Consider the following 26,793-nt stretch of genomic DNA (forward strand, 5'->3'; position numbering starts at 1 on the left):
AGGGGGTGCGACGCCGAATTCCCGCGGCCTTGCGGCCGAGCAAGCCCCTCCTCGCCACGCCGCAGTTAGGGTAGGAACGTAGGATGACGTGGACACGGGAGACGTTGCGGGCAGAGATCATCCAGCTCCTGGAAGGACACACGGCCGGCGAGGTAAAGATCGAGGAGTCGAGCCACCTCGTCGCCGACCTCAGCCTCGACTCGCTGGGAGTGATGGAGATCGTCGCGGATATGGAGGATAAGTTCGACCTCTCGATCCCCGACGACATGTTGCGCGAGGTCGACACGGTCGCCGACGTCGTCAAGGCCATCGAGCTCCGGCTCAAGAACGAAGGAAGGCTCTCGGGATGACGGCTGTTTGGAAACCGCGGACGGTCGCGCAGGCGATCGAGGACGCAGCGGCGAGCACGAAGACGGGCTATCGCTTCATCGAGGAGTCCAGCGAGAACGAGCCGTTCTTCACGCACGGGGGCATCGAGCGGGCCAGCGCGCGCTTCGGCGGCGCGCTCCAGGCGCTCGGGCTCCAGAAGGGCGATCGCGTCGCGTTGATCCTGCCGGACAACGCCGATTTCATCTTCGCCTTCCTGGGCGCGATCCGCGCGGGCGTCATCCCGGTGCCCATCTACCCGCCGACCGGCCTCGGCAAGCTGACCGGCTACCTCGAGAACACGCTGCACATCGTCGCGAAGAGCGGCGCCAAGGTGCTGCTCACGAGCGCCGAGATCAAGCGGATGCTCGGCACGATCCAGGCGCAGGCGCCGGAGCTCGAGCAGATCGTGGCGGTGGAGGGCCTCCGGGGCGCCCGCGAGGAGCTCAAGCCGGTCAAGGTCGAGCTCGACGACGTGTGCTTCCTCCAGTTCACGAGCGGCTCGACGTCGCGCCCGAAGGGCGTGGTGCTCACGCACGCGAACCTGGCGTCCAACGTGCGGGCGATCGTGGATCTCGGCCTGGCGGTGCGCGAGTCCGTCGACACGGGCGTGTCGTGGCTGCCGCTCTACCACGACATGGGGCTCATCGGCTTCGTGATCGCGCCGCTCTACTACGTCAACACGATCACGTTCCTGCCGCCGCTCCTTTTCCTGAAGCGCCCGGTGCGCTGGCTGGAGACGATCACGCGCCACCGGGGCAACGTGTCGTTCGGCCCGAACTTCGCCTATGCGCTCTGCGTGAAGCGGATCCGAGAGCAGGAGATGGCGGGGCTGGATCTCTCGACGTGGCGGGTCGCCGGGTGCGGCGCCGAGCCGATCCGGGCCGACAACCTGCGCGCGTTCGCCGAGAAGTTCGCGCCGGTCGGGTTCGACGAGAAGGCGTTCGTCTGCTCGTACGGGATGGCCGAGAGCACGCTGGCGGTGTCGTTCAGCGCGCTCGGGGCCGGGCTGCAGACCGACGCGGTGGACGGCGAGACGCTCTGGAAGGAGGGCAAGGCGACGCCCGTCCCGGCCGACGGCGAGGGCGCGTCGTCGCTCGTGCAGTGCGGGTCGGCGTTCGAGGGGCACGAGATCGCGGTCTTCGCGTCGGACGACGCGGAGAGCGCCCGCCCGCTCGGCGATCGCGAGGTCGGGGAGCTCCGGCTGCGGGGCCCGAGCGTGATGCCCGGCTATTTCAACGACCCGGATCTCACGAAGGAGGCGTTCGCGGGCGGCTGGCTGCGGACCGGCGATCTCGGGTACCTCGCGGAGGGCAAGGTCTATATCTGCGGGCGCTCGAAGGAGGTCATCATCGTCAACGGGCGCAACTACTACCCGCAGGATCTCGAGTGGGAGGCGAGCCGCGTCTCCGGGGTCCGCAAGGGCAACGTGATCGCGTTCGGGACGATGAAGCCGCACAACGACCGCGAGCGCGTGGTCATCGTCTTCGAGACCCCGGCGTCGGACGATCAGGAGAAGCAGGCGCTGAAGGGCGAGGTGCGCCGCGTCGTCCAGCAGGCCATGGGGCTCACCGTCGATGACGTGGTGGCGGTCGGGGCGGGCATCCTGCCGAAGACCTCGAGCGGGAAGCTCCAGCGGAGCAAGACGCGGGAGCTCTACGAGAACGGGGAGCTGCTGATCCGCAGCTCGTCGCGCGAAGGGGACCGGCTGGACGCGGCGAAGGAGTTCGCCAAGAGCCAGATCAACTTCTTCCGCCACGCGATCTTCCGCGGGCGGGGGGGATGATCCTGGAGGGGGCTCGGAAGGGGCCCCCTGGAGATCTCCGGGGCTGCCTTACGGCAGCTGACCGCGGCTCTCGCGGGTAGCTCTCAGGACAGCAACACGTCACTGCACGCGCTTCGACCTCACGGACGGAGTTCGAGCGAGCGGGCGCGCGGGGGAAGCGCGAAGGCATGGCCGCTCGTGCGGGGGGCCGTTATCGTCGAAGGGCGTCCATGCCCGTGTGGCTCAATCAGCTGCTGCCGATCCTGCTCCTGCTCACGGCCATCGCGGTCGTCATGCGGCGGCTGCCGAAGATCGATCTCGGGCACTCGGAGGAGTTCCGGCGCCGGCGGTTCTTCAACTGGTTTCCGCTCGGGCTGACGTACGCCTTCCTCTACATGGGGCGGTACAACCTCTCCGCCAACGCGCCGGAGCTCGACGCGCTGCACCTCGTCAGCAAGCACGAGTTCGGGAACATCGACGGCTGGGGCTCGGCCGTTTATGGGGTCGCCTTCCTGCTGAACGGGCCGCTCACCGACCGCTGGGGCGGGCGCGCCACCATCCTGATCGCCGCGGGCGGATCCGCGCTCATGAACGTCCTGATGGGCGTGGCCGTCCGCCTCGCCCAGGAAGGGCGGCTCGACCACAGCGCCGCCATCACCGCGATGACGGTGCTCTTCTCCGCCAACATGTACTTCCAGAGCTTCGGCGCCGTATCCATCGTCAAGGTCAACGCGCCCTGGTTCCACGTCCGCGAGCGCGGGATGCTCGGCGGCGTCTTTGGTATCCTGATCTCGCTCGGGCTCTACTTCGCCTACGACTGGAGTCGATTCATCGCCAAGCACCTGCCGATGCCGTGGGTGTTCCACGTCCCCGCCCTGCTGCTGCTCGGCTTTCTGGTGCTCGACGTCTTCCTCATCCGCGACACGCCGGGCCAGGCGGGGTTCCAGGACTTCGACACAGCTGACGCGTCCTCGGGCGACACCGGCGGGCGCCTGGGGGCAATCGCGGTCGCACGGCGCATGTTCTCGCAGCGGGTCATCTGGATCATCGTCGCCATCGAGTTCTGCAGCGGCTTCCTCCGCAACGCCGTCATGAAGTGGTACCTCGTCTTCGCCGACAAGACCGGGCTCAAGGGCTTCGTGTCGGCGCACTGGGGCGTGCTCCTCTGCATCGCCGGCATCCTGGGCGGCGTGTTCGCCGGCTTCATCTCCGATCATGTCTTCGATTCGCGCCGGGGCCCGGTGGCCTCGGTGCTGTATGCAGGCCTCGTGCTCGGCGCGGTCATCGTCCTCTTCACGCTGAGCTTCCCCATCGCCGGGTGGACCGTCGTGTTCATGTCCCTCTGCGTGATCGGCGTCCACGGCATGCTGTCCGGGACCGCGAGCATGGATTTCGGCGGGAGGAAGAACGCCGGCGTCGCGACTGGCATCATCGACGGCTTCGTCTACCTGGGCACCGCGGCGCAATCGTTCCTTTACGGGAGCATCCTGCCCTCGGGCGACGCGGCGAAGGACCCGGGGAACTGGATGCCGTGGCCCGCGGCCATGCTCCCGGTCGCGCTCGTCGGCTTCGCGCTGGCGACGCGGGTGTGGAACGCGCGGCCCGAGCGGCGCGCGGCGGCCCACTGACGCGCGGCCTCCACGCGAGCCAGGCGAGGTATCCCCCGCCGGCCCTCTCCGCCCCACTCACCCACGCTCGGCGGCGAGCGCCCGGGGATCGACGAAGACCCACGGCATGCCCGCCGCCTGCGCGGACTGGATCCCCAGCGCGGCGTCCTCGAAGACCAGGCACCGCGCGGGCTCGACGCCCAGGCGCTTCGCCGCCTCGAGGAACGGGTCGGGCGCCGGCTTGGGCCGCGCGTAATCCTCCGCCGCGACGACCACGTCGATGTACCCGCGGAGGCCCAGGAACTCCAGCGTCCGTTCCACGGACGCCCGTGGGCTCCCCGAGACGACGGCGCGCTTCACGCGCGGAGGAGCGTCGCGGAGCGCGGCGACGACCTCAGGCACGCCTCGCACCGTCGGTATCAGGCGGTGGTACGCCGCTTCCTTCGCCGCGAAGACCTCGGCCACCGGCATCCGCAGCCCGTACTTCCCGTTCAGGAGCTCGACGATCCGGTCGGTCGGCATCCCCGCCCAGCCGTAGAAATCTTCGCCGGAGAACTCGCACCCATGCGGGGCGAGCGCCTCGAGCCACGCCTGGTAATGGACCGGCATGGAGTCCGCGATCGTCCCGTCGCAATCAAAGAGATAAGCGACAAACGAGCCTGAGGGGAATACAAGTCCTGGCATAGGCCGCACCTAGTAGCATATCGGCAGGCCTCCCGCTGGTGCGCCGGCCCTCCCGGAGAGCTCGCCGTTCAAAACCTCAGGCTTCGTTTTGCTCGCGGGCGAACGAGATCGTCACCACCTGTCCTCGACCGCCTCCACCCGCACCTCGCACGCGCCATCGCCCCTGAGCGGCGACTTCGTCTCTTGCACGCGAAACCGCGTCCCCATCTTGAACAGCCCGCCATAGGTCTCGGCGTCGATCGGCCGCACCGTCCCGAAATCGACGCGGTGCAGGAGCTGCATGATCGCGAGCGCCGTCCCCTGTTGAAACAGGAGCCGCCCCCGCGCCGTGGGCCCGTGCTTCATGGCGTAATACGCGCTCTCGTGCGTGATCGGCGCCCGCAGCACGAGCGCCCGGCCCGGCTGGAACTCCGGCGCGGAGAGCGCCCCCCAGCCGAGCGCGCGGGCGAGCCCGAGCAGCTGCTCCAGGCGCTCGTGCTGGTCCCTGCCCACCGGACCGCACGCCGCCTCGAACGACGAGGACGAGAGCATCCCCCCGAGCAGGTGGAACGCGCCCGTCTGCGCCGCCTCCCGCACGAGCGCCTCGAACCCCGGGACCAGCTCGGGAGACCGCCGCTCGATGAGGTGCACCGTGTCGAACGTCTTCTGATCGATGTACCCCACCGGCAAGAGCGCCAGGTTCACCCCGTACGCCGAGATGAGCCCGCGCTCGTCGGACCGCAGCGCCCCGAGCTCCTCGAGCATCGCGCCCTCGACGCGCTGCGCCCGCGAGAGCGGCCCGCCCTCGGGCTCCCAGCGCACCCGCGCCGACTCGATCTGCTTGCGCGTCAGCGCCTCGCCGAAGCGCGGCCGCTCCGACCGCCGCGTCAGCAGGAAGGTGCAAGTCGCGTCGCCCCGCGCGACGCACGTCACCTCGTCGGCGTCGAGCCGCCCCCAGTCGGACGGGAACGCGAGGCTCGCCGCGGCCGCGCAGTAGCCCGAGGCGAACGCGTCCACCGCCAGCCGGTTCTGGATCCGACCGCCGTACTTCGCGAGGAAGCTCGTCCCGTGGAAGAGCGAGTCCGCGTGCACCGCGCCGCCCTCCGCGCTCACCTCGAACCGCAGACGCCCCTGCCCCATCGCGGCGAACAGCTCGCCCGCGAGCTCGAGCTTCTCCCGCGGCGACGCTCCGTGGCGGTCCTCGTACAGCGGCCCGAGCAGCGCGTGCGCCGCCTCGAACGCCGCCTGCCGGCGCACGCCGCGGCTCTCCCCGCCGAGCGCGTCGAAGATCGTCTGCTCCAGGAAGAGCGCGAAGTGGTGGGAGTGCGCGATCACCAGCTGATCCGCCACATGGAGCAGCCCGTGCGGGACGATCGGGCCGACCAGATCGCCGAGCGGGCCGTCGATGCGGCCCCGCAGGCCGTGCCGGAGCGCCGTCACAGGAGCCTCCGCAGCGCGGCGCGCTCCAGGCCGAGGATGTCCGCGACCGCCGTCTCGACGAGCACCATCGCCTCCGCGCCGAGCCCGTCGGGGTGCTCGAGCGCGAGCGGCGTCAGCCCGGCGCGCAGGGCGAGCCGGAGCCGCGCCACGTGAGGCTCCGGCGCGCGCGCCTCGAGCAGCGCGAGCAGCCGCTGGATCCGCGCGACCTCGGCCGACGGCGGATCGACGGGCGGCGGCGTCCCGCCCGTCCGGCGCGACGGGATGCTGGACGAGCCCCTCGGTGGCGCCGATCGCGCGACGCCCCGCACGAGATCGTCCACCGTGTCCGCGCTGAGCGGCTCCTCGAAGAGCCCCGACGGGTCGCTCAGCATCTCCTCGGGCGGCTCCTCGAGCGGCAGCTCGGGCGCGAGCGTCGCGGCGAGCCGCTGCGCCACGAGCCGCGCCATGCCGAGCGGCATCGTGCCGTCGAACAGGCTCGCGACGACGCACGCGCGGACGCGGCGCAGGAGGACGGTCCGGCCGCTCAGCTCGAGCGTGACCACGGGGTCCGGGAGATCCTCCGAGCGGCCCTGCGAGCGCGGCGGCTTGCTCGACGACCGCGCGCCGCGGCTGCGGGCGGGGCGGATCGAGCCCTCCCGCTCCGGGACGAGCCGCTGCGCGGCGAGCTGGCTCCCGAGGTACGCGTCGCGCAGCCCCGCGGCCACGTCGCTCGGAGAGAGGGCCGCGCCCTCGCGGACGAACACGGCGTGGACGCGCGCGTCGCCGAGGTGGAACACGACGATGGCGTCGAGGCCGCCGACGCCGTAGCCGATGCCGTCGAGCGCGATCGGCGCGAGCGGGTCGTCGTCGTCCAGCGCGCCCGCGCCGGCCGCGACGCCACGACCGAACGAGGGCTCGCCGTGCTCCGCGCTCACCCGACGACCCCGACCGCGGCGTCGATCGCGTGCCGGCACGCGATCCGGACGGCGTGCGCCTCGCGCGGCGTGAGCGGGCCCGGGCGCATCAGGCCGACGATGTACGCGGCGGAGCGCACCTGGAACCCGATGAGCTGGAAGAACGGCCCGTCGCCGACGCAGAGCTCGAAGCGCTGCGACGGGGCGCCGGGCAGCGCCGCGACGAGCGAGCCGATCGCCGACGCGATGAGGCCCGAGGCGGCGAGCCTCGCCTCCGTGTCGCGGATCGCGCCGGCGAACGGGAGCCCGGCCGCGTCCGCGAGGAACACGTCCGTGGCGCTCGTCGCCTCGGCGATCCACTCGATCACCCGCTCGCAGCGCGCGACCGGCCCGCCCGCCGCGGCGAGGTCCGGGAAGCGCGGCGCGCGGCCCGCCGAGAGCGCCTCGATGGCGCCGTCGAGCCGCTCCTCGAGGGGCTCGCGCGCCGCCGCGAACGAGGGCGGCGAGCCCAGAGGCCGCAGGTCGAGCGGCGAGCCGCGCCGCGAGTCGACGTCGTCGGCCGACGAGGGCAGCGCGCCCCGGAGCCCGAGCTCGCCGCCTACGCCCGCGCCCGACAGGGGCAGGAGGTCGCTCGAGGGCGCGAGCTCCTCGAACGACGGCGAGAGCGGCGACGAGGACGTCGGCTCCGGCTCCGCCCGCGAGGACGGCGGCCGGGACTCGAACGACACGAGCGGCTCGGCCGCGGGCGCGACCGACGCCGCCCGCGGCCTCCGCGACCTCGACCGCTTGACCAGCGCCGCCGCGGTGACGACGGCGCCGTCGACATCAAAGGAGGAGCGAGATCGGGCCATCGTCATCGTCCGGCGAGGTGGGGTCCAGGCGAACCAGCACGTCGTTCGCGAGCTGATCGAAGACGCGCGCGAGCGGCGGAGGGCGCTTCTGCATGAGCAGGAGCGGCGCCCCGCGGAGAGACGCCTCGAGGAACGCCTCGTCGCGCGGGATGACCGTGTCGAGGATGATCCCGTCGGGGAACTTCGTCCAGAGCGTCTCGGCGACGTCGAGCGACGCGGACGCCTGCCGGTCGAACATCGACAGCACCATGCCGAGCAGCGACAGGTGCGGGTTCTTCTCGGCGCGGACGCGATCGATCACCGCGAGCAGCTGGCCGACCGATCGGAGCGCGAGCGGCTCGGCCTGGAGCGGCAGGAGCGCGTGCGTCGCCACCTCGAGCGCCCGCGTCGTGACCTTGCCGAGCCCCGCGGGGCAATCGACGACCACGATGTCGAAGTCCGGCGAGAGCCGCGCGAGCACGCTCGGGAGCACGGGCCCGCGGGCGAGCGCGTCCTCGAAGCCAGCGACGGTCGTGGGATCGACCCGGCCGACGGTGAGCACCTGGAGCTGCGGCTCGCGCGTCCGGAGCAGCACCGACTCGAGCCGCTCGGCGCCCGTGAGCAGCTCCGCGACGCCCGGCCGCGCGCGATCCGCGAGGCCCAGCGACAGCCCGAGGCTCCCCTGCGCGTCGAGCTCCAGGATCAACGCGCGGTTGCCCGCGCGCCCGAGGGCAAGCCCGAGGTTGAGGGAAATCGTGGTCTTTCCGACGCCGCCCTTCTGGCTCGCGACCGCGATGACGTGCATGGACTCCCTGACGGCGCGCTGTCATGGCGCCCGGGGGGCATCCTAACAGGACGGAAGCCGCCCGAAACCAGTCTCGACTTGGCCACCTTCTCGTGGAGATCGCCGGCGTCCTTGCCTCGATGACCGACCTGCGGTGGTCGGCTCTCGTGCGCCGTGGTGGCTGGGCGGGACCGGCCACGCCCGCGGGGGCGGCGCCGGCCGGTGCGCGCGCTCACTCGGGGATCGATTGACAGGGGGAGATCAGCGTCGGCTCACCGACTTTCAGCGAAGCTCCGTCATGCTCGACCAGCAAATAGCTGATCTGTCGACCACAGGAGTTATACTCCGCGAGGTCGATCACGACCTCCTCCGAGGCCCCGCTGCCCTTCAGGGTCAGGGTCAGCGTGATCGTGCTGTCCTCCGGGCTCGCCAGTATGCCGTACGAGCAGAGATGCCGCGCCGGGAGCGACGTCGGGCACCCTCGCAGGTGGGCTTCGCGTTCCCCCGAGCGGTCTCCCTCCGCCAGGACGACCACGTCGAGCTCCGCCTCTGGCGTCGAGCCGCTGATCCCGAGGATGAGCCTCGGCCAGATGTCGCGCTCACATCCGCCATTGCAGCGGCTCGACCCTCCCGCGGAGCCGTCTCCCTCCGACGGACCCGCGCCGCAACCGACGACCCAAATGCAAGCAATGGCACTCCACCCAATTTTCATGCTCACCTGACGCGTGGTTAGGGTCTTCTTCAGCGCTTGGCAGTACCGGCACAAGGAGCGAGCGAAGACGGTCCGCCAAGGCCTCACGCTCACCCGACTCTCAGTTACCATCCTTCAGCGCCCGGCAGTGCCTGGCCAGCCCCGGATCGGTGAAGCTGCACATGTCTGGGCATTGCTGGGCTACCGCGTTCAACCGGACCTGCGGTCCCGCGCCCGAACCGGCTTCGCGCAGGCAGCAGTCCTGTCCTGGCACATCCGGCGTGCAGGTGACCGTCGTCCCGTCGTCCCTGCCGCACTCGCATTGATGGACAGACATGCTCCCGTCGCCGCTCCCTCCCCCAGAGCAGCCGAGGCTCTGCATGGGCTCGTCCGGGAACGAGGCGGAGATGTCCATCACCATCGGCCGCCCCTCCGCCCATTCCTCCAGGTCCAGCGGGACGTCCGCGAACGTGACCGTCCCCGAAAGCGCCGTGTAGACCCGCCTCTTCTCCCAGCCGCGCACATCGATCAAGCGCACGAGCGCGCTGTCCCTGTGCTCAGGCAAGCCGTCCCCTCCGCTCATCTGCGGGACGATGTTGAACGCGCCGGAGCGCGCGCTGTTCGCCGTGACGGATAGATACCAGAAGTCCCCCTTGGTGGTCTCCGATCCAGAGTACAAGCTGCACGGCGCGTCGATCCCCCCCTGATGAACGGCAGCGCGCACGATCGCTCCATCCGGCGGCTCGGCCCTGTAGGAGAGGGAGAAGGTCGCCGGCTCGCCATCGAGCGACGCAAGCACCTGCTTCCAGTCTCCCTGCGGCGTTTCAGCACCACCGCAGCCGGCCAAACAGCCATAGATAACCATACCCGCCGCCGTCCACCGGTTCTTCATGAGGTCACCCTAACGCGGAGACTGGTCGGGGAGAAGGGCGTCGGAGATCTCCGAGACCGCGCACACGTCCCCGTATTTCCTGAGCGCCTGAGCGTGAGGCCAGGCCGCGTCCTCCAGCACATGAGCCCCCACGGGGATGGCGTCGGAGATCGCCGTGACCAGGGCTCCGCTCTCCGGAGCTGCACGGTGCGCGGCGACCTCCTGGACCTGCCGCCGGCCGACGTAGTGCACGACGCATGCAGCCTGGATCGGCGCGGCCACGTCTCGCTTCCTCTTCGCTCCCCGATCGAAGTACCCGCACTCGAACCGCTTGACCTCGACCTCCGACGCTCCGAAGCGCATGGACGCGAGAGCGGACACGCGCTCGCTGATGACCGGCATGTCGTGCACGTCCTGCCGCTCGCCGAGCGCGGCGTACTCAGGCCAGTCGTAGGAGAACGCCACCGGGGTGCGATCGTTGGCGAACGTCACCGCGATCTTCGAGCCGGCGCCGAGGACGGCGATCCCGTTCACCGTGCGTCCGAAGATGATGGTGTTGGCCGCGACGTTCTCGTACTGCTTGGGCCCCGCGCCCTCACCGCCTCCGTGGACCTCGTACTCGCTCTTCAGCGGGACCAGCTCCTCGCCGGCCTTCGTCGTGATCAGGCCGGCGAGCGTCTTCGAAATGAAGCTCTTGCCGATCTGCTCGAGCTCCTCGTGCGAGATACGGTCCTTCACCGCCACCTTGCTCGCCGCCGCCTGTTCCAGATAACCGCGGTTATCGAACTCCACCCGGGTGCCATCCTCCCTCACTCGAATGGACCACCCGCTCGTCGAGGTGACCTGCAGGCGGCTCCCGTCGACGCTCTGCTGCTCGCTCCCCTCCGCGAGCCGCAGGACGCCGGCCGACGCTCGCAGCCGGGACGTCACGAGGCTCGCCACTTCAGCATTGCCCCTGCCGGGCAGGCGCTGCAGCAACTCCACCGTCTTGGCGCCGAGCCCGCTCGCGCGCGAGCGAGCCCCGAGCTCCGCCCGGTACGCGCTCTCACGAGCTTGAGCGCCGGACGACAGCACCGCGATTGACGCGACCAGGGCCGCGACCGCTGACCTTTTCATCATTTGTCGATTCACTGTAGCTCCTCCTCTAGACCAGCCGGCGTCAATCAAACATCTTCCCAGGCCACGTAGCACCAGTGGGTCACGTTCCCGTCCGTTCGCCTCGGGAAAGACGTGTAGTTATTCCACGTCATGCCGTCGCGACGAGACTCGCAGTCCGCCAGGCTATTGCCGAAGGAGACGGCGGCGGCGTCGTTGTCGTAGTACCAGTCGCTCAGCGCGTCCTTCCACGCGTTCCTGAGCGACTGGCCGCCCTGGATGTTGTCGGCGAAATCCTCTCCGACTTCGTCGGTCGTATCAGAGTTCCAGACTTCGTCATGGCTGCCCAGGATGATGCGCAGCCCGCCTTTCACCGCCACGTTCCAGCGTTGCCACGTGCGGTTATCGGAGTACTTCAAGGTCTCGCAGGCGTACGAGGCGAAGATGCTCAGGCCAACCCCCTCGTTCCCCCATCGCAGGTCCGTCGAGTGCACGAGATCGCCGTCGTCCCACATCGCGTAGACCGCGGAGTCGAACCAGCCGCCGCCGTGGGTATTGGCGAACATGAGGTCCACGTCCTCGATGTAGACCTGGTCGGACGCCCCCTCCCAGTAGGGCTTGGCACCATGGAGGTTCTGGTAAAAGACCTTGGTATCGGTATCGTCGAGCTCGTCGTTGAACGCGGAGCAGCGATCCCACGCGTCAATCACTCGTCCTGCCAACCGTTCTCGAAGGTCTCCTGGCACCACGCGCCGAACCGCTTTTGACTGACAGATGCCTGCGGCGCCTCGCCCAGCTCCTCCGGTGCCCCGACCGCCTCGACGGTGCATCCGGCCGCGGCGAGCAGCGATAGACCAAAAAATCTAGATATCAACTTCCACGATGCCTGTGTCATTTCACCACCTCGATCCAATCCAGCTGATCCAAGGACAAACGCAGCCGCCATGGAGGCCGGGCGCGCCGGCACAGCCCATCGGATGCATGCGCCAGAAGGCGCGCCGTCTCTTCTCGTCCCAGGTGCGAGACAGCGACGGCTGTTCTGGACGGAACAAAGCAAGCGGCTTGCCATCGCCACACGCCGTGCGAAGTCCTCGTCCGGCAGATCGGCTCTCGTGAAGAAAAACCTCGCCGGCACCGGCAAAGCCGCGATCCGGACGCGAACGTCCCACGCTACGAAGCGAGGAGCTCACGCCGCGTGAGCACGAGGAGCGGCGCCGTGACATGTCACACGCGCGTGTGACGTGTCACCCGCGTGTGACATGTCACGGCGGGCGGCCTGCGAGCGCGTGACACGTCACTGCGGACGGCCTGCGAGCCCCCGGGGGAGCGCCCCTCCGCCGTCGCCCGCGCTACCGTGCAGGCTCCGCGCTCACTGTGGATCCAGGCCGCTGCAAGCGCCCCGCAGCGAGGCGAAGCGCATGGAGGCACGCGAGCACGGTGCCCCCTCGATCGGACGCGCTGAACCGGACGTACGGAACTAGAGCAGCGAGATCCGCTTCATCAGCGTGCCGCACAGATCGCTCTGAGGGTTGCGCTCGCGCTCGATCTTGAGGCCGGCGCGGAAGATCTTGTCGGCGCTCTCGACGTTGCCGAGCACGACGTGGCAGAGCCCGAGGAGCTCGTGGTCGCCGGGATCTCCGTGGATCGACACGAGCTCGGTCAGCGCGGGGACCGCGGCGCGGTGGGCCTCGATCATGGCCTCGGTCGGCGTCGACGGGACGCCCTTGGCGAGGATCATGAGGCGCAGCACCTGGCGCTGATCCTCGGGGCGCTGCTTGAGGAACTCCGGCTTCTGGAAGAGGTCGCGGTATCCCTTGTAGGCCGCGTCGAGGTCGCCACCGCGCGCGAGGGCGACGATGGTCTTGACCGCCTGGACGAGCGTCTCATTCGGCATGATGAGACCATACACGGCCCCGCGCCCCGCGGCGAGACCGCCGCTGCACCGGCGCGACTTGTCGCCGGAAAGCCGCGCGCGTGGACGTCACGCGCTTCCGTCACCGTCGTTTGCGCGCGCTGCGCGGCGGTGCGGCGCTTGCGGCGCCGCTGTGCGGCGTGGTAGTCGCGTTGAGCTCGGTTGCTCATGCGCTGGCTGTCCTTCTTCTGTTGCCTCTCCGCGGCCGCCCTCGCCGCGCCTCTGGCGCTCGGGCAGCCTGAGGCGCGGCCCGAAGCGCCCGTGGCGCCGCAGATCCTCGAGCACGTGGATCCGGAGTACCCGCCCGAGCGGCTCGCGGAGGGCATCGACACGACGGTCACGCTGTTCGTCACGGTCGAGAAGGACGGCACGGTCAGCGACGCGGTCGTGGCGGAGTCCGGGGGCGCGGCGTTCGATGACGCGGCCATGAAGGCCGTGCGGCGGTGGCGTTTCTCGCCGGCGATGCGCGGCGGCGCGCCGCTGCGGGCGCGGATCCGGGTGCCGTTCCACTTTGCGCCGGGCCCCCACGAGGAGCGGCCCGCGCCGGCGCAGGCAGAGGCGCCGGAGGCGGCGGATCGCCGGGCGGCGCCCCCGCCGCCCCGGCCGGCGGCGCCGAAGCCGGTGGAGTTCGCCGGGGGCGTCGCCGGCCCGCACGCGGTGGCCGAGCCCGGCAAGCCGATCGAGATCCACGTGCAGGGCCGCCCGAACCCGCCGCGCCGCGCCGCGAGCGACTTCCGGATCGGCCGCGCGGCGCTCTCCGCCGCGCCGCACGCCACCGCCGCGGATCTGCTCCGCACGGCGCCCGGCGTCCACATCGCGCACCCCGAGGGCGAGGCGGTCGCGCAGCGCATCTTCCTCCGCGGCTTCGACGCGGAGCACGGCCAGGACGTCGAGCTCCGTGTCGGGCCGATCCCGCTGAACCAGCGCTCGCACGTGCACGGCCAGGGCTACGCGGACCTCAGCGTGATCATCCCGGAGGTGGTGCGGTCGCTCCGCGTCGTCGAGGGCGTCTACGACCCGCAGCAGGGCGACTTCGCGGTCGCGGGCAGCGCGTATTTCGACCTCGGCGTCGAGGAGCGCGGGCTCCAGCTCAAGGGCACGCTCGGCTCGTTCGGCACGCGGCGGCTGCTCGCGGTCTGGGCGCCCGAGGCGCAGTCGGAGGACACGTTCGGGGCCGCCGTGGTGCGCGCGACCGACGGCTTCGGCGACGGCGCGCGCGGGGCGATCTCCGGGGGCGCCGTCGGCCAGTACCGCGTGCCGCTGCCGGACGAGTACTCGGCGCTGCTGCACGTCGCGGCCCACGGCGGCCGCGCGAACCTCGCGGGCGTGCTCCGGCGCGACGACGTCGAGGCGGGGCGCGTCGGCTTCCACGACGCCTACCCGGATCTCGCGGCGCGCGCGCAGTCGGCCGCGTCGACGCGGCTACAGCTCGCGCTGAGCGTCGAGCGATCGGACGACGACGGCTCGCAGAAGAGCGCCTGGCTCTGGGCGGCGACGTCCGGGTACCGGAGCCGGATGAACTTCACCGGCTACACGCAGCGCTCGCGCCGGCGGCCCGAGTGGGTCGGCAGGGGCGACCTCATCGAGCAGGCGAACCAGGACGCCGCGCTCGGCGGCGGCCTCACCTACCGCACGCCGAGGATCCCGCTCGCGCCCTGGCTCACCGGGCAGGTCGCCGTCGGCGCCGAGGTGCAGACCAACGGCGTCGACCAGGCGCAGAACCTCCTCCAGCCGCCGCAGAACGAGACGTGGGATCAGCGCGTCGACGCGTCGATCCAGGTGACCGGGGTCGGCGCCCACGCCGACGCGCTGCTCGAGCTGTCGCGCTACGCGCGCCTCCGCGGCGGCCTGCGCGCCGACCTGCTCGTCTTCGATGTGGACGACCGCATCGGCAACTTCATCCCGGCGGCGCAGAAGGAGACGCACATCGAGGGGTTCCGTCGCACGGCGGCGGGCCTGGCCGCCGGCCCGCGGGTGACGCTCGAGCTCGATCCGCTGCCCGCGCTGCGCGTCTCCGCCTCGTACGGGCACGGCTACCGCTCGCCGCAGGCGCGGCTGCTCGAGGACGGGGACAACGCGCCGTTCGCGACCGTGAAGAGCTACGAGGCCGGCGCCACGCTGCGCCCCGGCGGTGGCCTCAGCGTGACCGCGGCCGCCTATGAGACGCGCCTCTCCTACGACCTCGCGTTCGACGCGGCGGAGGGCGCGCTCGTGCGCATCGGCAGGACGACCCGCCGCGGGCTCGTCGCCTACCTGCAGGCCGCGCCGAGCCCCACGCTCACGGCGGGCGTGAGCGCGACGCTCGTCCACGCCACGCTGGACGAGCCGCCCCCGCCGACGCCCGAGAACCCGTCGCCGCCGTACGTGAAGGGGCAGCAGCTCCCGTTCGTGCCGCCCGTCGTGGTGCGCGCCGACCTCGCGCTGAAGCGGCCGCTCTTCACGATCGCCGGCGCGCCCGTCGAGGGGCGGCTCGGCTACGGCGCGACGTTCCTCTCCCCTCGTCCGCTGCCGTACGCGCAGACCGCCGCGCCGGTCTTCGTGGTGGACGCGTCCCTCTCGCTCCGGCGGAGCCTGCGCGTCGGCCGAGACGCCGCGCAGGGCGGCCCCTGGATCGAGGTCGGGGTCGAGGCGCAGAACCTGCTCGACGCCGAGTACGCCGACACCGAGTACTCGTTCAAGTCGTATTGGCCGGGCGCCGCGGGCGCGTCACGGCCATCGATCCCCTCGGAGCTGCCGGCCCGGCACATCAGCGCCGGGCCGCCGCGCTCTCTCCTCGCGAACGTGACGCTCTCGCTATGAACGCCCCGAACCTCGCCCCGGCCGCGCGCCGCCTCCTCGCCGCCGTCCTCCTCGGGTCGCCCGCGTTGTCCGCATCCGCCTGCGCCGGCACCGGCCAGCCCGAGGTCACGTACGCCGCGCACGCCGAGGCCGACGTCCCCGGGGAGATCGCCGCGGGCGCGTGGACGATCGCGCTCGACGAGGCGACGGTCGCCTTCGGCCCGGCCTACTTCTGCGCCGCGGACTCCGGCGCGTCGACGCTGTGCGAGACCGCGATCGCCGAGCTGACCACGATCACGCGCGTGAACCTGCTCGACCCCACGCCGCAGCCGCTCGGCCAGGTCCACGGCTTCGAGGGCGAGATCCGGAGCGTGTCGTTCAACTACGGCATCCACTGGTTCTCGACCGAGTCGTCGCCCGCGCCGGCGCCGGAGGCTCCCGGCGTCAGCTCCGTCCACCTGCGCGGGCGCGCGACGCGGGGCGCGGAGGCGCTCGACTTCGAGGCGGACGTCGACGCCGTGCCGCAGCGCCAGGGGCTGCTCGCGGTCCCGAGCCTCGCGGTCGCCGCGAGGGTCGGCGCGGCGCCGGTCCGCCTGGTGGTCCGCTTCGACGTCGTGGACGAGTGGCTCGCGAGCGTCGACTTCGACGCCCTGGCCGAGGGAGGCGCGACCAGCGTCGCCATCGCGCCGGGGTCGCCCGCGCACCAGCGGCTGCGCTACGACATGATCGCGGTGCACCGGCCGCAGTTCCTCTGGTCGACGTCGCCATGAGGCGGCCTCGGTGAGCCCCCGTCCGGCCCGCGCGACGGCCGCAGCGCGGCGGCGGCCTGGCCGGAGCCCCGCCTGCCGGTGGCGGGCGCGCTGGCTCGTGGCGCTCGCGCTCGCGGCCCAGCTGTGCAGCCTGACGCACGCGCTCTTCGTCCGGCACGCCCGCTGCGAGCACGGCGAGCTCGTCCACGCGGCGACGATCGCCGTAACCGCGGCGACGCTGCACGCCGAGCGCCGTCCTCCCGGCGACCAGCCCGGCGCGCCCAGAGCGCGGCCCGGCGGGGGTGACGACCTGTGCGACGCGCTCGCGCCGCGCCACGAGGGCGACGAGCACTGCGACGCGTTCGCGCTGCGCGGCCAGCTCGGCGCGCCCGTGCACCGCGTGGCGGAGGCCACGCTGCTCGAGGTCGTCCGCCTCGCCTCGATCCGGCCCTCGCCCGAGGTCCGGCCCATCCCCTTGCTGATCCTGGCGCCGAAGAGCTCCCCGCCGGCGGCCTGAGCATCTCACGAGGCCAGAGGGTGATGCGGGCGCTGGGCGCGCGAGGAGCGCGGGCCTGCGCTCGCCGGGCGCGCTCGTGCGCGCTCGTCGGGATTTCGAGACGACTCAGGAGCTTGATCATGCAGAGACTGAACGTGACAGGGTTCGTGGTGACGGCGTGCGCGCTCGCGCTCGTCGCCGGGTGCAGCGATGACGGCGGAGCGACGTCCGAGACCGGCGCCGTGCAGATCTTCGTGGAGCCGGAGGACACCATCCCCGAGGGCCTCGAGCCGGGCACGGGGGAGGAGAACATCGCGGACGGCTGGAAGGTCACGTACGAGAGGTTCCTCGTGACGATCGGCAACGTGCGCGCGGCGCGCTCGGATGCCGAGGAGACGCTCGGCGATGACTCGGTGTTCGTGCTCGACCTCAAGAACGCCCCGGCGACGAGGTACGTGATCGCGGAGTTCCAGGACGTGAGCGCGGTGCGCTGGGACCGCTTCGGGTTCGATCTCCCGAACGCGAAGGCGGGGGTGAAGACGCTTCCGCCCACCACGGCGGCCGACGTCGACCTCATGGTCGAGGGCGGTTATTCGCTGTTCTTCGAGGGATCCATCGAGAAGGAGGACGGCGAGTCGTGCCCGCCGCCCGGCGACGCGTGCGTCCCCGCGGCTCGGGTGCGCTTCAGCTGGGGCCTCTCGGCCGGGACGTCGTTCGACGATTGCGCGACCGAGGACGGGCTCAACGGGTTCAGCGTGCCGACCAGCGGCTCGGTCGCGGTGAAGCCGACCATCCACGGCGATCACTGGTTCTTCGACAACATCACCGCGGGCGTGGAGCTGACCAAGCGCTACGCGCAGTACATCGCGGACAGCGATCTCGACGGCGACGGTGAGACGACGATCGACGAGCTCAAGCAGGTGAACGCCGCGGACGTGTTCGGCGACGAGTACAACCTCGCCGGCGCGTCCGGCGGCCCGATCGAGACGGCGTACGACTACGTGGTCGCGCAGGCGCGCACGCTCGGCGACTTCCAGGGCGACGGCGAGTGCCCGAGGCGCGCGGTGCTGCCGTGATCGGGTGAAGGCGGCGGGGCGCGCCGCCCCACGATGCTCACGGCTCTATGCCGGGCCGGGCTGACAGGCGGTCGTACACCCGTCGCCGTCAGCCGTGTTGCCGTCGTCGCACTGCTCCCACTCCGGGTCCACCACGCCGTCTCCGCACACCGCACCGGCGCTCGCCCCGCCCGCGCCCCCGGCTGCGCGGAGCTGACAGTCGCTCGAGCATGCATCTCCGTCAGCCGTGTTGCCGTCGTCGCATTGCTCCCACTCCGGGTCCACCACGCCGTCTCCGCACACCGCGCCGGCGCTCGCCCCGCCCGCGCCCGCTGCGCGGAGCTGACAGTCGCTCGAGCACGCGTCTCCATCCGCCGTGTTGCCGTCGTCGCATTGCTCCCACTCCGGGTCCACCACGCCATCTCCGCACACCGCGCCGGCGCTCGCCCCGCCCGCGCCCGCTGCGCGGAGCTGACAGTCGCTCGAGCACGCGTCTCCATCCGCCGTGTTGCCGTCGTCGCATTGCTCCCACTCCGGGTCCACCACGCCATCTCCGCACACCGCGCCGGCGCTCGCCCCGCCCACGGCGCTCGACCCGCCCACGGCGCTACCTCCGGTCGTGCAGTCCGTCGAGGAGGAACAACATTCGACACACGTGCCCGTGCCCGAGCTCTCCTCTGGCGAGTCGACCCCTTCGATGAAGCGCACCTCGCACGCGGCCTGCATCAAGAACAGCCCTGCGACGGCGAGCAGCGGACGGCGCGAAAGAAGATGATGACGCATGACTCTCCCTCTCGAAGCGAAGCCGGGATGTGCCTCGCTCTGGTAAGTGGATGCGAGCTCGTCTCGGTGGCTCACCAAAATCAACGATTCAGAAGGATCCGGCGACTCAGAAGCTCACCCGCAGGCCGAGGCTCGGGAGCAGCGCCGGGCGCCCCGTGCGGCCCACCTCCACACCGGCGATGGTGAAGACAGGCTCTCTTGCGAGCACGAAGACGTCGAGCGCCGCGTGGACGGCGAGGTACGGTAAGACGCGGACGCCGACGCCGCCCCCTGCGGAGACGCCGGCGGTGAGCCAGCTCTGACGCCGGTCGCGATAAGGAGGGTTCGCCCGGCCGGCGACCGTCACATGGTAGACGCCCGCGCCGAGCGAGATCACCGGATGGATCCGCCACGCCTTGGGGCCGGCGGCGTACGCCAGGCCGATCATGGCCGCGGTCTGCCGCAGCGCCACGCGCCCGCCGGGAGCGTCGAGGTTCCTGGCCACGACGGCCGGCACGAGGGTCCCGCGCAGCGAGACGCTCGCCGTCAGATCGTGCCCCACACGGAAGTAGGGCCCGGGGACGATCCCGACGTCGCCGGCGAGCGCCGCGAGCCCCGCCTCGACGCTCAGCCGGCGCGCGTCGGACGTGGGCGCCGTGGGCGCCCGGGGCGCGGCGCTCCCGGGGTCGGGTCGCCCGGGCGCGGCCGACCCGCGCGCCGCCCGGGATCCGCCCGCAGGAGCGGCCGGCACGCGCGCCGCCGTGGATCGCTCGGCGGGCGCGACCGCCGCTCGCGGCTGCAGCAGCGTCGCGTCGAGCGCGATGGCCTCGCGCCCCGCCGGCGCGGCCGCGTCGGCGATCCATTGCGCCACCCGCTCGGGCAGCTCGCGCCGCTGCTCGCCGCTCAGCTCGAGCAGGCTGGCCCGGAGCAGCTCCGCCGACCGCACGGCGAGATCGCTCGCCGCGTTGCTGGCGCCGGGGACGCCGAGCTCCACGCGGCGGACCAGCGTCTCCTTCGTCGCGTGATCCGCGATCCACGCGTCGGCGACGGCGCCGCCGTCGGTCTCGAGGATGGCGATGGCCGCGAACACGCCGCCCGCGCCCTCGATCTGCGCGCGCCCGTCGACGCCCGGCGCGCCCTCCAGGGAGCGTACCGAGAAGCCCACGGCGCGCAGCTCGCCCTCGAGGCGCACCGTGGCCTCCTCGACGACCTTCCCGGCGTGCGGCGCGCGCACCACGATCACACCGATCGCCTCGGCGGCGCTCGCCCCCCGGGACACGAAGAGCGCGGCGCACAGCGCAAGGGCGAGCCTGAACCCGCTGCGCCTCATGGGCGGCGGAGGATCTCCGCCGCGGCGGCCGCGAACGCCCCGTGCGGGTGGCGCGCGAGGTACAGCTCGGCGATCGGCCGGGCCGCGCCGTCGCCCTGGGAGGCGCGCAGCACGACCATCTTCCGCCCGAGCGCCTCGGCGGCCAGCGAGCCGGCCGGCGACTCGGCGAGGTACCGATCGTACCAGTCGATGGCTGCCGCAGGCGAGCCCGCCTCCGCCATGCGACCGAGGAGGAACGCCGCCGAGCGCGCCTCGGGCGAGCCTGGGAAGCGCGAGCGCTCGGCGAGCAGCGCGCGCCGCGCGAGGTCGTTCCGCCCCGTGTAGCGCGCGGCGTCGGCCAGCGCGGCGATCTCCGGGAGCGGGCTCGCGGCGATCGTCGCGTCGATGCCCCGCGCCTCCGCCACCGCGATCGCCCCGGCGAAGTCGCCGCGGGCGACATGCTCGCTGCAGCTCTCCGAGGCGGGCGCAGGCGCCGCGGGCGCACGGACCGCGGCCGGAGCTGGCGCGAGCGTCGTCATCGGATCGGTCGTGACCGTCGCTCCCGCCGCGGCCGGCGCTCCCGCCGCGGCCGGCGCTCCCGCAGTGGCCGGCGCTCCTGCCAGGGCTGCCCCGCCCAGCTCGACCGGCGCCTCGGCGTCCTCCAGCATGCCCATCTGGGCCGGCGCCCCGGCGTCCTCCAGCACGTCGGTCTTCGCCGGCGCGCCAACGTCGCGCGACTCGCCGTCTTCCGGCGCGCGCGCGCCGGCGGCGCTCAGGTCCGCGATCGTGAGCTCGCCGCGGACCACGTCCGCGACCAGGCGCTGGCCGCCCTGGAGCGCGACGCCACCCGCGACGAGCGGGCCGCGGACCACGACCGAGCCGCTCTGCATGGTCAGCTCGAGCCGCTCGCGCTCCCAGCTCAGGTCGAACTCCGTGCCCGTCACCCTGACGGTGAACGGCCCTGCCGCCGCGACCCACTCGGCCTCGGGCAGGTGCGCGACCCGGAAGTGCGCGGCGCCGCCCTCGATGTGGATCTGCGCGCCGCGCGCCGTCACGGCGGTGACGCGCCCGCGCGCCCCCGGGGCGAAGCGGACGGTCGTCCCCTCGCTGAAGCGCGCCGTCGCCCCGCTGGTCCCCCCGCGCACGTAGGTGTCCGCGAGCGCCGCGCCGTCGGCGCGGTCTCCCGGCGCGACACCGTCGACCTGGTACGACAGGCGCGCCGCCGGGCGCAGCGCCCAGAGGCCCAGGATCACGAGCAGCGGCGCCAGCGCCGCTGGCAGGAGCCAGCGCCGCCGCGGCGCGAGCGGCAGCACGGGGCGCTCGACCTCGTCGATCAGCCGCGCGCGGCCGCGGGCGAGCGCGCGGTCCGCCGGCGAGGCCGCCCCCGCCTCGCGCGCCAGCGCCGCAAGCCGCCGCAGGGCGACCTCCGGCGGAACTCCGGGCTTCGGATCAGCCATCGCTCGCCTCCTCCACGGGCTCGACGTACGCCGCGAGGAGCGGATCCCGCTCGGCCATCGCGTGGACCCGCGCGGTCACCTTGGCCAGGTGGCGCTTGGCCGTGGCCAGGGACATCCCGCTCGCCTGCGCGGTCTCCGCGAGCTCCAGCCCCTCGATGTGGCGCAGCACGAAGAGGAGCCGCGCCCTGTCGTCCAGCCTGTCGAGCAGCGCGTAGAGCCGCGCGACCGCCTCGCGCGCGCCCTCGTCGACGCCCTCGGCCGGCTCGTCCGGCAGCGCGCCGCTGTCGGTGAGCGAGAACCAGCGCCGGAGCCGCCGGCGCCGCAGCGCCGACCGCGCGACGCGCACGGCGATGCCGAGGAGGAACGGCCGCAGCGCCGCGGGATCCCGCAGGTTCTTCACCTCCCGGAAGAACTGCAGGAACGTCTCCTGGGCGTGGTCCTCGACGTCGCCGCCCGGCCCGAGCACGCGGCGGAGCAGGCCGTGCACCAGGGCGCCGTAGCGGTCCCAGACGGCGCCGGCGGCGCCTGGCTGGCCCTCGGTAGCCGCGCGGGCGAGGCCGGCGTCGTCCAGGCCGGCCAGGGGGCTCGGGCGGACGAGGGTGAGCCGGGGGGCGAGGGCTGCGCTGGGCAAGACCACGGGAACTGGACTAGGTGGTCGCGAGGGGGTCCCGGTGGCTCACAAAAGCGACGGGGGCGATCGCCGCGCGCAGCTCGCGAAGGGCGCTCCGGATCTGTCGACGGGAACGGGACGAGCGGCATCGAGGGGGGAGGCTGACGCCGGAGCGCCGGCGAGAAGGAACGGCCAGGGATCGCGGGGTCGGAGGGCGGCGTCTCCAGCGCGCGCGGAGACGGGTGCCACCCGTCTTTTCCTGGAGGCACGTCCACCAGGAGACGTGTGCCGGCCCTCTCGTCTTGCAGCCGCCTCCACCGGGAGACGGGTGCCACCCGTCTTTTCTTGGAGCCACGTCCACTAGGAGACGGGTGCCACCCATCTTTTCTTGGAGCCACGTCCACCGGGAGACGGGTGCCACTCATCTTTTCTTGGAGCCACGTCCACCGGGAGACGAGTGCCACTCGTCATTTCTTCGACGCACGTCCACCGGGAGACGAGTGCCACTCGTCTTTTCTTCGACGCACGTCCACCGGGAGATGGGTGCCGGCCCTCTCGTCTTGCAGCCACCTCCAGCGCGGAGAGGGGTGCCACCCGTCTTTTCTTGGAGGCACGTCCACCAGGAGACGAGTGCCACTCGTCTTTTCTTGGAGGAACGTCCACCGGGAGACGAGTGCGATCCATCTTTTTGTGGAGGAACGAATTTGCGGTGCCGAACCGTCGCGATCCGTCACTTCACCCGGGATTTTGGGGGCACCAGACCACCGATCGCACCCGTTCGGAAGGCAGCGACCCAACCCAGGCCCAACCGCCCAGCCCTGGGCGGCGGGGGCTGGCGCCCACGGGTCCGTCGCCTCGGGCCTCCGTGGTCGCCTCACTCGCCGAGACCTTGACCCGTGCGGTCGCAGTCGGCGACTACATGGCGGCCAGCGTCGTTCACGAGGCGATCGGACGATTGCTCGGCCTGCCGCCAGCACCGGAGGGGCGAGCAAGCTCACGCCGGCAGTAGCCCGCCGCCTCAGGACGGCCTGTCGCCGCTCCGCCGGGAACGCGGCAGGCTTGGTCGCCGTGCTCCCGCGCAGGGGACAGCGGCGCCAGTTGTACGCCGCCGGCCGACCGGCAGCTTTCCGTCGCGGATCCACTGACCCACAACGCCGGCGGAAGTGGGCGCCCTCGCCCTCCGGGAGATCCCCTCGTGGGCGAGGGAGAGCAGCTCAGCGAGGTCGACCGAAGCCTCGGGATGCCCATCAGGACCGCGTCCTCGCGGCTCCGCCGAGGTCGCCTACGCCTCGCCGCCGTGCCGAAGCGCTCGCGGCGGGGGCGCCTCCATTTATCCCCAACACTGCGTTGCCCGCGAGCCTATAAATAAGGCTCGATCCTCTTCTTGACAAGCGACTCAATGGCCCGCTCTGCACGCCTAGCTGGCCAACCAAGTTTCCTGGCCAGCTCGGAATCGCTTACTGATTTCCAGTCAACAAGCTCATGCTCTGGGGTGCTCAGCGCTTCGTAAACCGCTCGCTCATCCTCGGCGAGCTCTTGTGTATCATGTACAAGTCTCCAGACTTCTCGAAATCTTCGCTCTTCGTCTATCACGCCGCCGAATTTGTTGAGTTTCTGTATCATAATGCATAAGTTACCAGAGTAGCGCAGGGATGCACCAACAAGCTCCGGGCTCGAGCCCGCCTGCCGCGAGGAATCACGCCTCCCCGATCTTCGACCACCCGCCACCATGACCCGGACCGCCAGGTTGCGGCGAACAGTCCGCAGCCGTCGTAGGCGAGCTCCAACACGAGGCCGGTGGCAACGCGTAGGTAGAAGGCTTAGTCCTCCTCCGCGAGAACAGCTTCATCGATGGCGGCGAGCTCGTCAGGGTCGATCATGCCCGAGGTATCGACGGGCCGGGGACGCCGGTTGCGTGGTGCGGATTTCACGCCATCGTGATCACCGAGATCACCGCATCGTGATCACCAGGATCACCATCGTGATCAGCGGGATCACGTTCGTGATCGCGCTGGTGCATCCTGCGCGGCGCACGAGGCTGAGGCGTAGCGGCGCTGGACGTCGGGTCCACCCACCCGGGCCTTGAAGGAGGGTCCCAGGTGGCAACGGAGCGACTGTCCATGAACAAAACGCGAGAGATTCTTCGGCAGAAGTGACTCCTGGGCCGTACGCACCGGCAGACGGCGGCGAGCAACGGCACGAGCCCAGGGGCGGTCGGCAACGTCCTGGCGCGCGCGAAGGCCGCCGGCCTCACGACCTGGGAGCAGGTTACGCAACTGGACGATGAGGCGCTGCAGCGGGCGCTCTACGGCACGTCCGTCGTCGAGCCGGGGGTCGCGCCCGTCGAGCCCGACTGCGCCTGGATTCACCGCGAGCGGCACCGGCCGCACGTGACGCTGGAGCTACTGCATCTGGAGTACCTGCGGCAGCACCCCAACGGCCTGCGGTACACCGCCTTTTGCAACCGGTACCCGGCGTGGCTCGCGCGGCGCGGCCTGGTGATGCGCCAGGTGCACGTCGCGGGCGAGAAGATGTTCGTGGACTACGCGGGGAAGAAGCCGACCCTCGTGGACTCTGCCTCAGGCGCCGTCACCGAGGTCGAGCTGTTCGTCGCCGTGCTGGGCGCGTCCAGCTACACGTACGCCGAGGCGACGCGCAGCCAGAGGGGACCGGACTGGATCGGGAGCCACTGCCGTGCCTGCGCGTTCTTCGGCGGTGTGCCGCGTGCTGTCGTGTGCGACGAGCTCAAGAGCGGCGTCACGCGCGCCTGCCGGTACGAGCCTCAGGTGCAGCGGACATACGAGGAGATGGCCTCGCATTACGGCACGACGGTGCTGCCCGCGCGACCGAAGCATCCACGCGACAAGGCCAAGGTTGCGGTGCAGGTCGTCAAGAGATGGATTTTTGCCCGTATTCACAACGAGGTCTTTCACTCGCTCGCAGCGCTCAACGTGCGCATCGCCGATGCTGCTCGTCGACATCAACAGCCGTGTGATGAAACGCTACGGCGAGAGCCGGAGGGAGCTCTTCGAGAAGCTCGAGAAGCCAGCGCTCGTGCTCCTGTTCGCCAGGCTTACGAGCGCTCTCACCGAACGGCGCGCGCCTCCGCCTGGGCACAGGCCGCGCGTCTTGCACGAGCTGGTCTATTTTGTCGTCACACAGGACACGTCTTCCGTCGGAGAAGTCAAGTCCCCCACCTTTGACTCTAGCTCTTGAGACGGATAGTACATCACGAAATTATAGCACATCTCATCCTGCGTCCGCTCCCCGAATTCCACGGCACGGTTGCCCGGGTTGTCCCACGCGCAACGCGTCCTCACGGTGTCGCCGCCTCGAAGGATGGTATCGTTATCGTACCAGATCTGGTTGTCGAAGTTCCACGGATCGGCGAGCCCCAGGTTGCTCGGCTCGCTGCCGTCCGTGGGCACCGTGTTGCTCGACAGGTGCTTGCCGAGGATGTGCATGTGCGGCATAACACTGATTACCGAAATCGCCCCCATATCCCGCGGGAACTGGTAATCGCAGCTCACGTCGAGCGAGCCGTGAGGCGGGATGTTGATGTCTTCTGTGCCGAACGCGAAGATGCCGGCGTCGTTGGGGCGGAGCTCCGTCGTCGTGCAGACGTCGAAGCCGGTGCTGTCTTGCTGCCCGTCGAGGCCCTTGATGTTGCTGTAGTGCACCTGGATTGTGAAGTGTGCCGTGCCTTCCAGCGGGAAGCCCGCCTCTAGCGGCAGCTCCGTGGCCTTGCCGCCGGGCGCCCAGACGGCCAAAAGAGCCCCCATGATGTCGCCCCCATTGCACGGCGTGGGCGTCGAGGGAGACGCCTCATCCGCCTTGAAGAGCAGGATATGGTGTACAATGGTGCTGTTGTCGATGCGGGGCACGATCCCGACGAGGTGTCGTTTCTGGCCGATCTCTACATCGACCCCATAACACATATACTGGTCCTGGACGTCCTTCGGCATGACGTAAGGCGCGGATGGCGCTAGCAGGACATCCGGTGTGCAGCTCAGGGTCGGAGGGTCGATGGTTCCGCCGCCGCCCGGGTCGACGCACGTGTCTTTACCGGCCGGGATGCCGGCGGCGATCCATTGATCGAAGATCGCGAGCTCCGCGGCGGTCAGGCGCTCGGTTGGGGGCGGAGGCATGGGGCGCGCGGTGTCGCGGGCGCGTGCGGCGACGAGCTCGTAGACCTTCTTGTTGGGATCGCTCACCGCGGGCGCGACCAGATCGCTCCGGTCGACCAGCGGGAACGGCGCGCCGAACTTCGGGGACGCCCCGTGACAGGTCTGGCACTTCGTGGAGAGGATCTTGTCGACGTCGCACGGCAGCGCTTCCGCGTTGCCGTTCTCCGGACCGGAGCCGGATGAGCCGCTGCTGCCCTTCTCGGCGTCGCTGCACGCGACGACCACGAGAGCGGATAGGAGGGACAGCGCCGAGAACAAATAACGACTACGATTCATGCGAGCTCCTCGGGCAAAAGTGCGACCTGAATCGGCGTTCGAGGGGATCGAGCGCTGATCTGCAGCTTTTCGGAAGGGCGGTCGAAGACCGAGATTCCGAAAAACGCCGTCGAATTGGGTGGAAGAAGCACGCGCGCCGCGAGCTCCCGAGAACAGCGGGAGACTTGGCGCGTGAGAGCACCGGCGACCCAGGTCTA

General features: G+C 71.1%; 25 protein-coding genes. 8 read left to right on the forward strand and 17 right to left on the reverse strand.

Annotated elements, in window-relative coordinates:
- Window positions 1-83 precede the first annotated feature (83 nt).
- From WMF12_RS36745 to WMF12_RS36755, 3 genes are all read left to right on the forward strand, one after another.
- Window positions 84-350 (forward strand): acyl carrier protein, encoded by a 267-nt coding sequence (locus WMF12_RS36745; RefSeq protein ID WP_012239660.1) that lies wholly within the window; start codon window positions 84-86, stop codon window positions 348-350.
- The gene (locus WMF12_RS36750) at window positions 347-2,152 is read left to right on the forward strand and encodes a fatty acyl-AMP ligase (protein ID WP_437852734.1); all 1,806 of its coding nucleotides are present in this window, start codon (window positions 347-349) and stop codon (window positions 2,150-2,152) included. Before WMF12_RS36745 ends, WMF12_RS36750 begins: the two co-directional genes overlap by 4 nt.
- A gap of 209 nt (window positions 2,153-2,361) precedes the next feature.
- Window positions 2,362-3,759 carry an MFS transporter gene (locus WMF12_RS36755; RefSeq protein WP_437852736.1) on the forward strand — a complete coding sequence of 466 codons (1,398 nt, stop codon included), beginning with the start codon at window positions 2,362-2,364 and terminating at the stop codon, window positions 3,757-3,759.
- A 57-nt stretch (window positions 3,760-3,816) separates the two neighbouring features.
- Here WMF12_RS36755 and WMF12_RS36760 read toward each other — a convergent pair whose 3' ends face one another.
- The 11 genes from WMF12_RS36760 to WMF12_RS36810 form a co-directional block, all read right to left on the reverse strand.
- Window positions 3,817-4,422, reverse strand: coding sequence for an HAD family hydrolase (locus WMF12_RS36760; protein WP_437741380.1), 606 nt, complete (start codon window positions 4,420-4,422; stop codon window positions 3,817-3,819).
- A gap of 111 nt (window positions 4,423-4,533) precedes the next feature.
- Window positions 4,534-5,841 (reverse strand): hypothetical protein, encoded by a 1,308-nt coding sequence (locus WMF12_RS36765; RefSeq protein ID WP_437852738.1) that lies wholly within the window; start codon window positions 5,839-5,841, stop codon window positions 4,534-4,536.
- Window positions 5,838-6,755 (reverse strand): hypothetical protein, encoded by a 918-nt coding sequence (locus tag WMF12_RS36770; protein ID WP_437852740.1) that lies wholly within the window; start codon window positions 6,753-6,755, stop codon window positions 5,838-5,840. Before WMF12_RS36770 ends, WMF12_RS36765 begins: the two co-directional genes overlap by 4 nt.
- Window positions 6,752-7,585, reverse strand: a complete 834-nt coding sequence (locus WMF12_RS36775; protein ID WP_437852742.1) for a hypothetical protein — start codon at window positions 7,583-7,585, stop codon at window positions 6,752-6,754. The genes WMF12_RS36770 and WMF12_RS36775 overlap by 4 nt, the downstream gene beginning before the upstream one ends.
- The gene (locus WMF12_RS36780) at window positions 7,560-8,369 is read right to left on the reverse strand and encodes a ParA family protein (RefSeq protein ID WP_437764501.1); all 810 of its coding nucleotides are present in this window, start codon (window positions 8,367-8,369) and stop codon (window positions 7,560-7,562) included. Before WMF12_RS36780 ends, WMF12_RS36775 begins: the two co-directional genes overlap by 26 nt.
- Before the next feature lie 211 nt (window positions 8,370-8,580).
- Window positions 8,581-8,883 (reverse strand): hypothetical protein, encoded by a 303-nt coding sequence (locus tag WMF12_RS36785; RefSeq protein ID WP_437852744.1) that lies wholly within the window; start codon window positions 8,881-8,883, stop codon window positions 8,581-8,583.
- 277 nt (window positions 8,884-9,160) lie between these two features.
- The gene (locus WMF12_RS36790) at window positions 9,161-9,931 is read right to left on the reverse strand and encodes a hypothetical protein (RefSeq protein WP_437852746.1); all 771 of its coding nucleotides are present in this window, start codon (window positions 9,929-9,931) and stop codon (window positions 9,161-9,163) included.
- A 9-nt stretch (window positions 9,932-9,940) separates the two neighbouring features.
- On the reverse strand, window positions 9,941-11,029 hold the full coding sequence (locus WMF12_RS36795; protein ID WP_437852748.1) for a hypothetical protein: 1,089 nt from the start codon (window positions 11,027-11,029) through the stop codon (window positions 9,941-9,943).
- A 44-nt stretch (window positions 11,030-11,073) separates the two neighbouring features.
- Window positions 11,074-11,715, reverse strand: coding sequence for a DUF6345 domain-containing protein (locus WMF12_RS36800; protein ID WP_437852750.1), 642 nt, complete (start codon window positions 11,713-11,715; stop codon window positions 11,074-11,076).
- Window positions 11,712-11,900 (reverse strand): hypothetical protein, encoded by a 189-nt coding sequence (locus WMF12_RS36805; RefSeq protein WP_437852752.1) that lies wholly within the window; start codon window positions 11,898-11,900, stop codon window positions 11,712-11,714. The genes WMF12_RS36800 and WMF12_RS36805 overlap by 4 nt, the downstream gene beginning before the upstream one ends.
- A 582-nt stretch (window positions 11,901-12,482) precedes the next feature.
- A complete protein-coding gene (locus tag WMF12_RS36810; RefSeq protein ID WP_437710976.1) occupies window positions 12,483-12,899 on the reverse strand; it encodes a hypothetical protein in 417 nt (138 codons plus the stop codon).
- Between the two features lie 186 nt (window positions 12,900-13,085).
- On the opposite strand from WMF12_RS36810, the gene WMF12_RS36815 reads away from it, so the two are divergent.
- From WMF12_RS36815 to WMF12_RS36830, 4 genes are all read left to right on the forward strand, one after another.
- Window positions 13,086-15,716, forward strand: coding sequence for a TonB family protein (locus tag WMF12_RS36815; RefSeq protein WP_437852753.1), 2,631 nt, complete (start codon window positions 13,086-13,088; stop codon window positions 15,714-15,716).
- Window positions 15,713-16,465, forward strand: a complete 753-nt coding sequence (locus tag WMF12_RS36820) for a hypothetical protein (RefSeq protein WP_437852755.1) — start codon at window positions 15,713-15,715, stop codon at window positions 16,463-16,465. The genes WMF12_RS36815 and WMF12_RS36820 overlap by 4 nt, the downstream gene beginning before the upstream one ends.
- Before the next feature lie 10 nt (window positions 16,466-16,475).
- Window positions 16,476-16,961, forward strand: coding sequence for a hypothetical protein (locus WMF12_RS36825; protein ID WP_437852758.1), 486 nt, complete (start codon window positions 16,476-16,478; stop codon window positions 16,959-16,961).
- Window positions 16,962-17,080: 119 nt separating this feature from the next.
- Entirely contained in the window at window positions 17,081-18,016 is a 936-nt protein-coding gene (locus WMF12_RS36830; protein WP_437852760.1) for a hypothetical protein, read from the forward strand.
- A 45-nt stretch (window positions 18,017-18,061) separates the two neighbouring features.
- On the opposite strand, the gene WMF12_RS36835 is transcribed toward WMF12_RS36830, so the two are convergent.
- The 5 genes from WMF12_RS36835 to WMF12_RS36855 all read right to left on the reverse strand — a co-directional run bounded on the left by WMF12_RS36835 (window position 18,062) and on the right by WMF12_RS36855 (window position 23,756).
- On the reverse strand, window positions 18,062-18,778 hold the full coding sequence (locus WMF12_RS36835; protein ID WP_437852762.1) for a DUF4215 domain-containing protein: 717 nt from the start codon (window positions 18,776-18,778) through the stop codon (window positions 18,062-18,064).
- Window positions 18,779-18,884: 106 nt separating this feature from the next.
- Entirely contained in the window at window positions 18,885-20,087 is a 1,203-nt protein-coding gene (locus WMF12_RS36840; RefSeq protein ID WP_437852764.1) for a hypothetical protein, read from the reverse strand.
- The gene (locus tag WMF12_RS36845; protein WP_437852765.1) at window positions 20,084-21,523 is read right to left on the reverse strand and encodes a tetratricopeptide repeat protein; all 1,440 of its coding nucleotides are present in this window, start codon (window positions 21,521-21,523) and stop codon (window positions 20,084-20,086) included. The genes WMF12_RS36840 and WMF12_RS36845 overlap by 4 nt, the downstream gene beginning before the upstream one ends.
- Complete coding sequence (locus tag WMF12_RS36850; protein WP_437852767.1) at window positions 21,516-22,160, reverse strand: RNA polymerase sigma factor; 645 nt, start codon at window positions 22,158-22,160, stop codon at window positions 21,516-21,518. Before WMF12_RS36850 ends, WMF12_RS36845 begins: the two co-directional genes overlap by 8 nt.
- A gap of 1,332 nt (window positions 22,161-23,492) precedes the next feature.
- The gene (locus tag WMF12_RS36855) at window positions 23,493-23,756 is read right to left on the reverse strand and encodes a hypothetical protein (RefSeq protein WP_437852769.1); all 264 of its coding nucleotides are present in this window, start codon (window positions 23,754-23,756) and stop codon (window positions 23,493-23,495) included.
- 536 nt (window positions 23,757-24,292) lie between these two features.
- Between WMF12_RS36855 and istA the strand changes: the two genes are divergently transcribed.
- Window positions 24,293-25,336, forward strand: coding sequence for an IS21 family transposase (gene istA / locus WMF12_RS36860; protein ID WP_437873931.1), 1,044 nt, complete (start codon window positions 24,293-24,295; stop codon window positions 25,334-25,336).
- On the opposite strand, the gene WMF12_RS36865 is transcribed toward istA, so the two are convergent.
- Window positions 25,277-26,596, reverse strand: coding sequence for a peptidylglycine alpha-amidating monooxygenase (locus tag WMF12_RS36865; protein WP_437852771.1), 1,320 nt, complete (start codon window positions 26,594-26,596; stop codon window positions 25,277-25,279). The genes istA and WMF12_RS36865 overlap by 60 nt on opposite strands.
- Between the last annotated feature and the right edge of the window lie 197 nt (window positions 26,597-26,793).

It is taken from the genome of Sorangium sp. So ce363, assembly GCF_051520435.1.
Classification (GTDB): domain Bacteria; phylum Myxococcota_A; class Polyangia; order Polyangiales; family Polyangiaceae; genus Sorangium; species Sorangium cellulosum_B.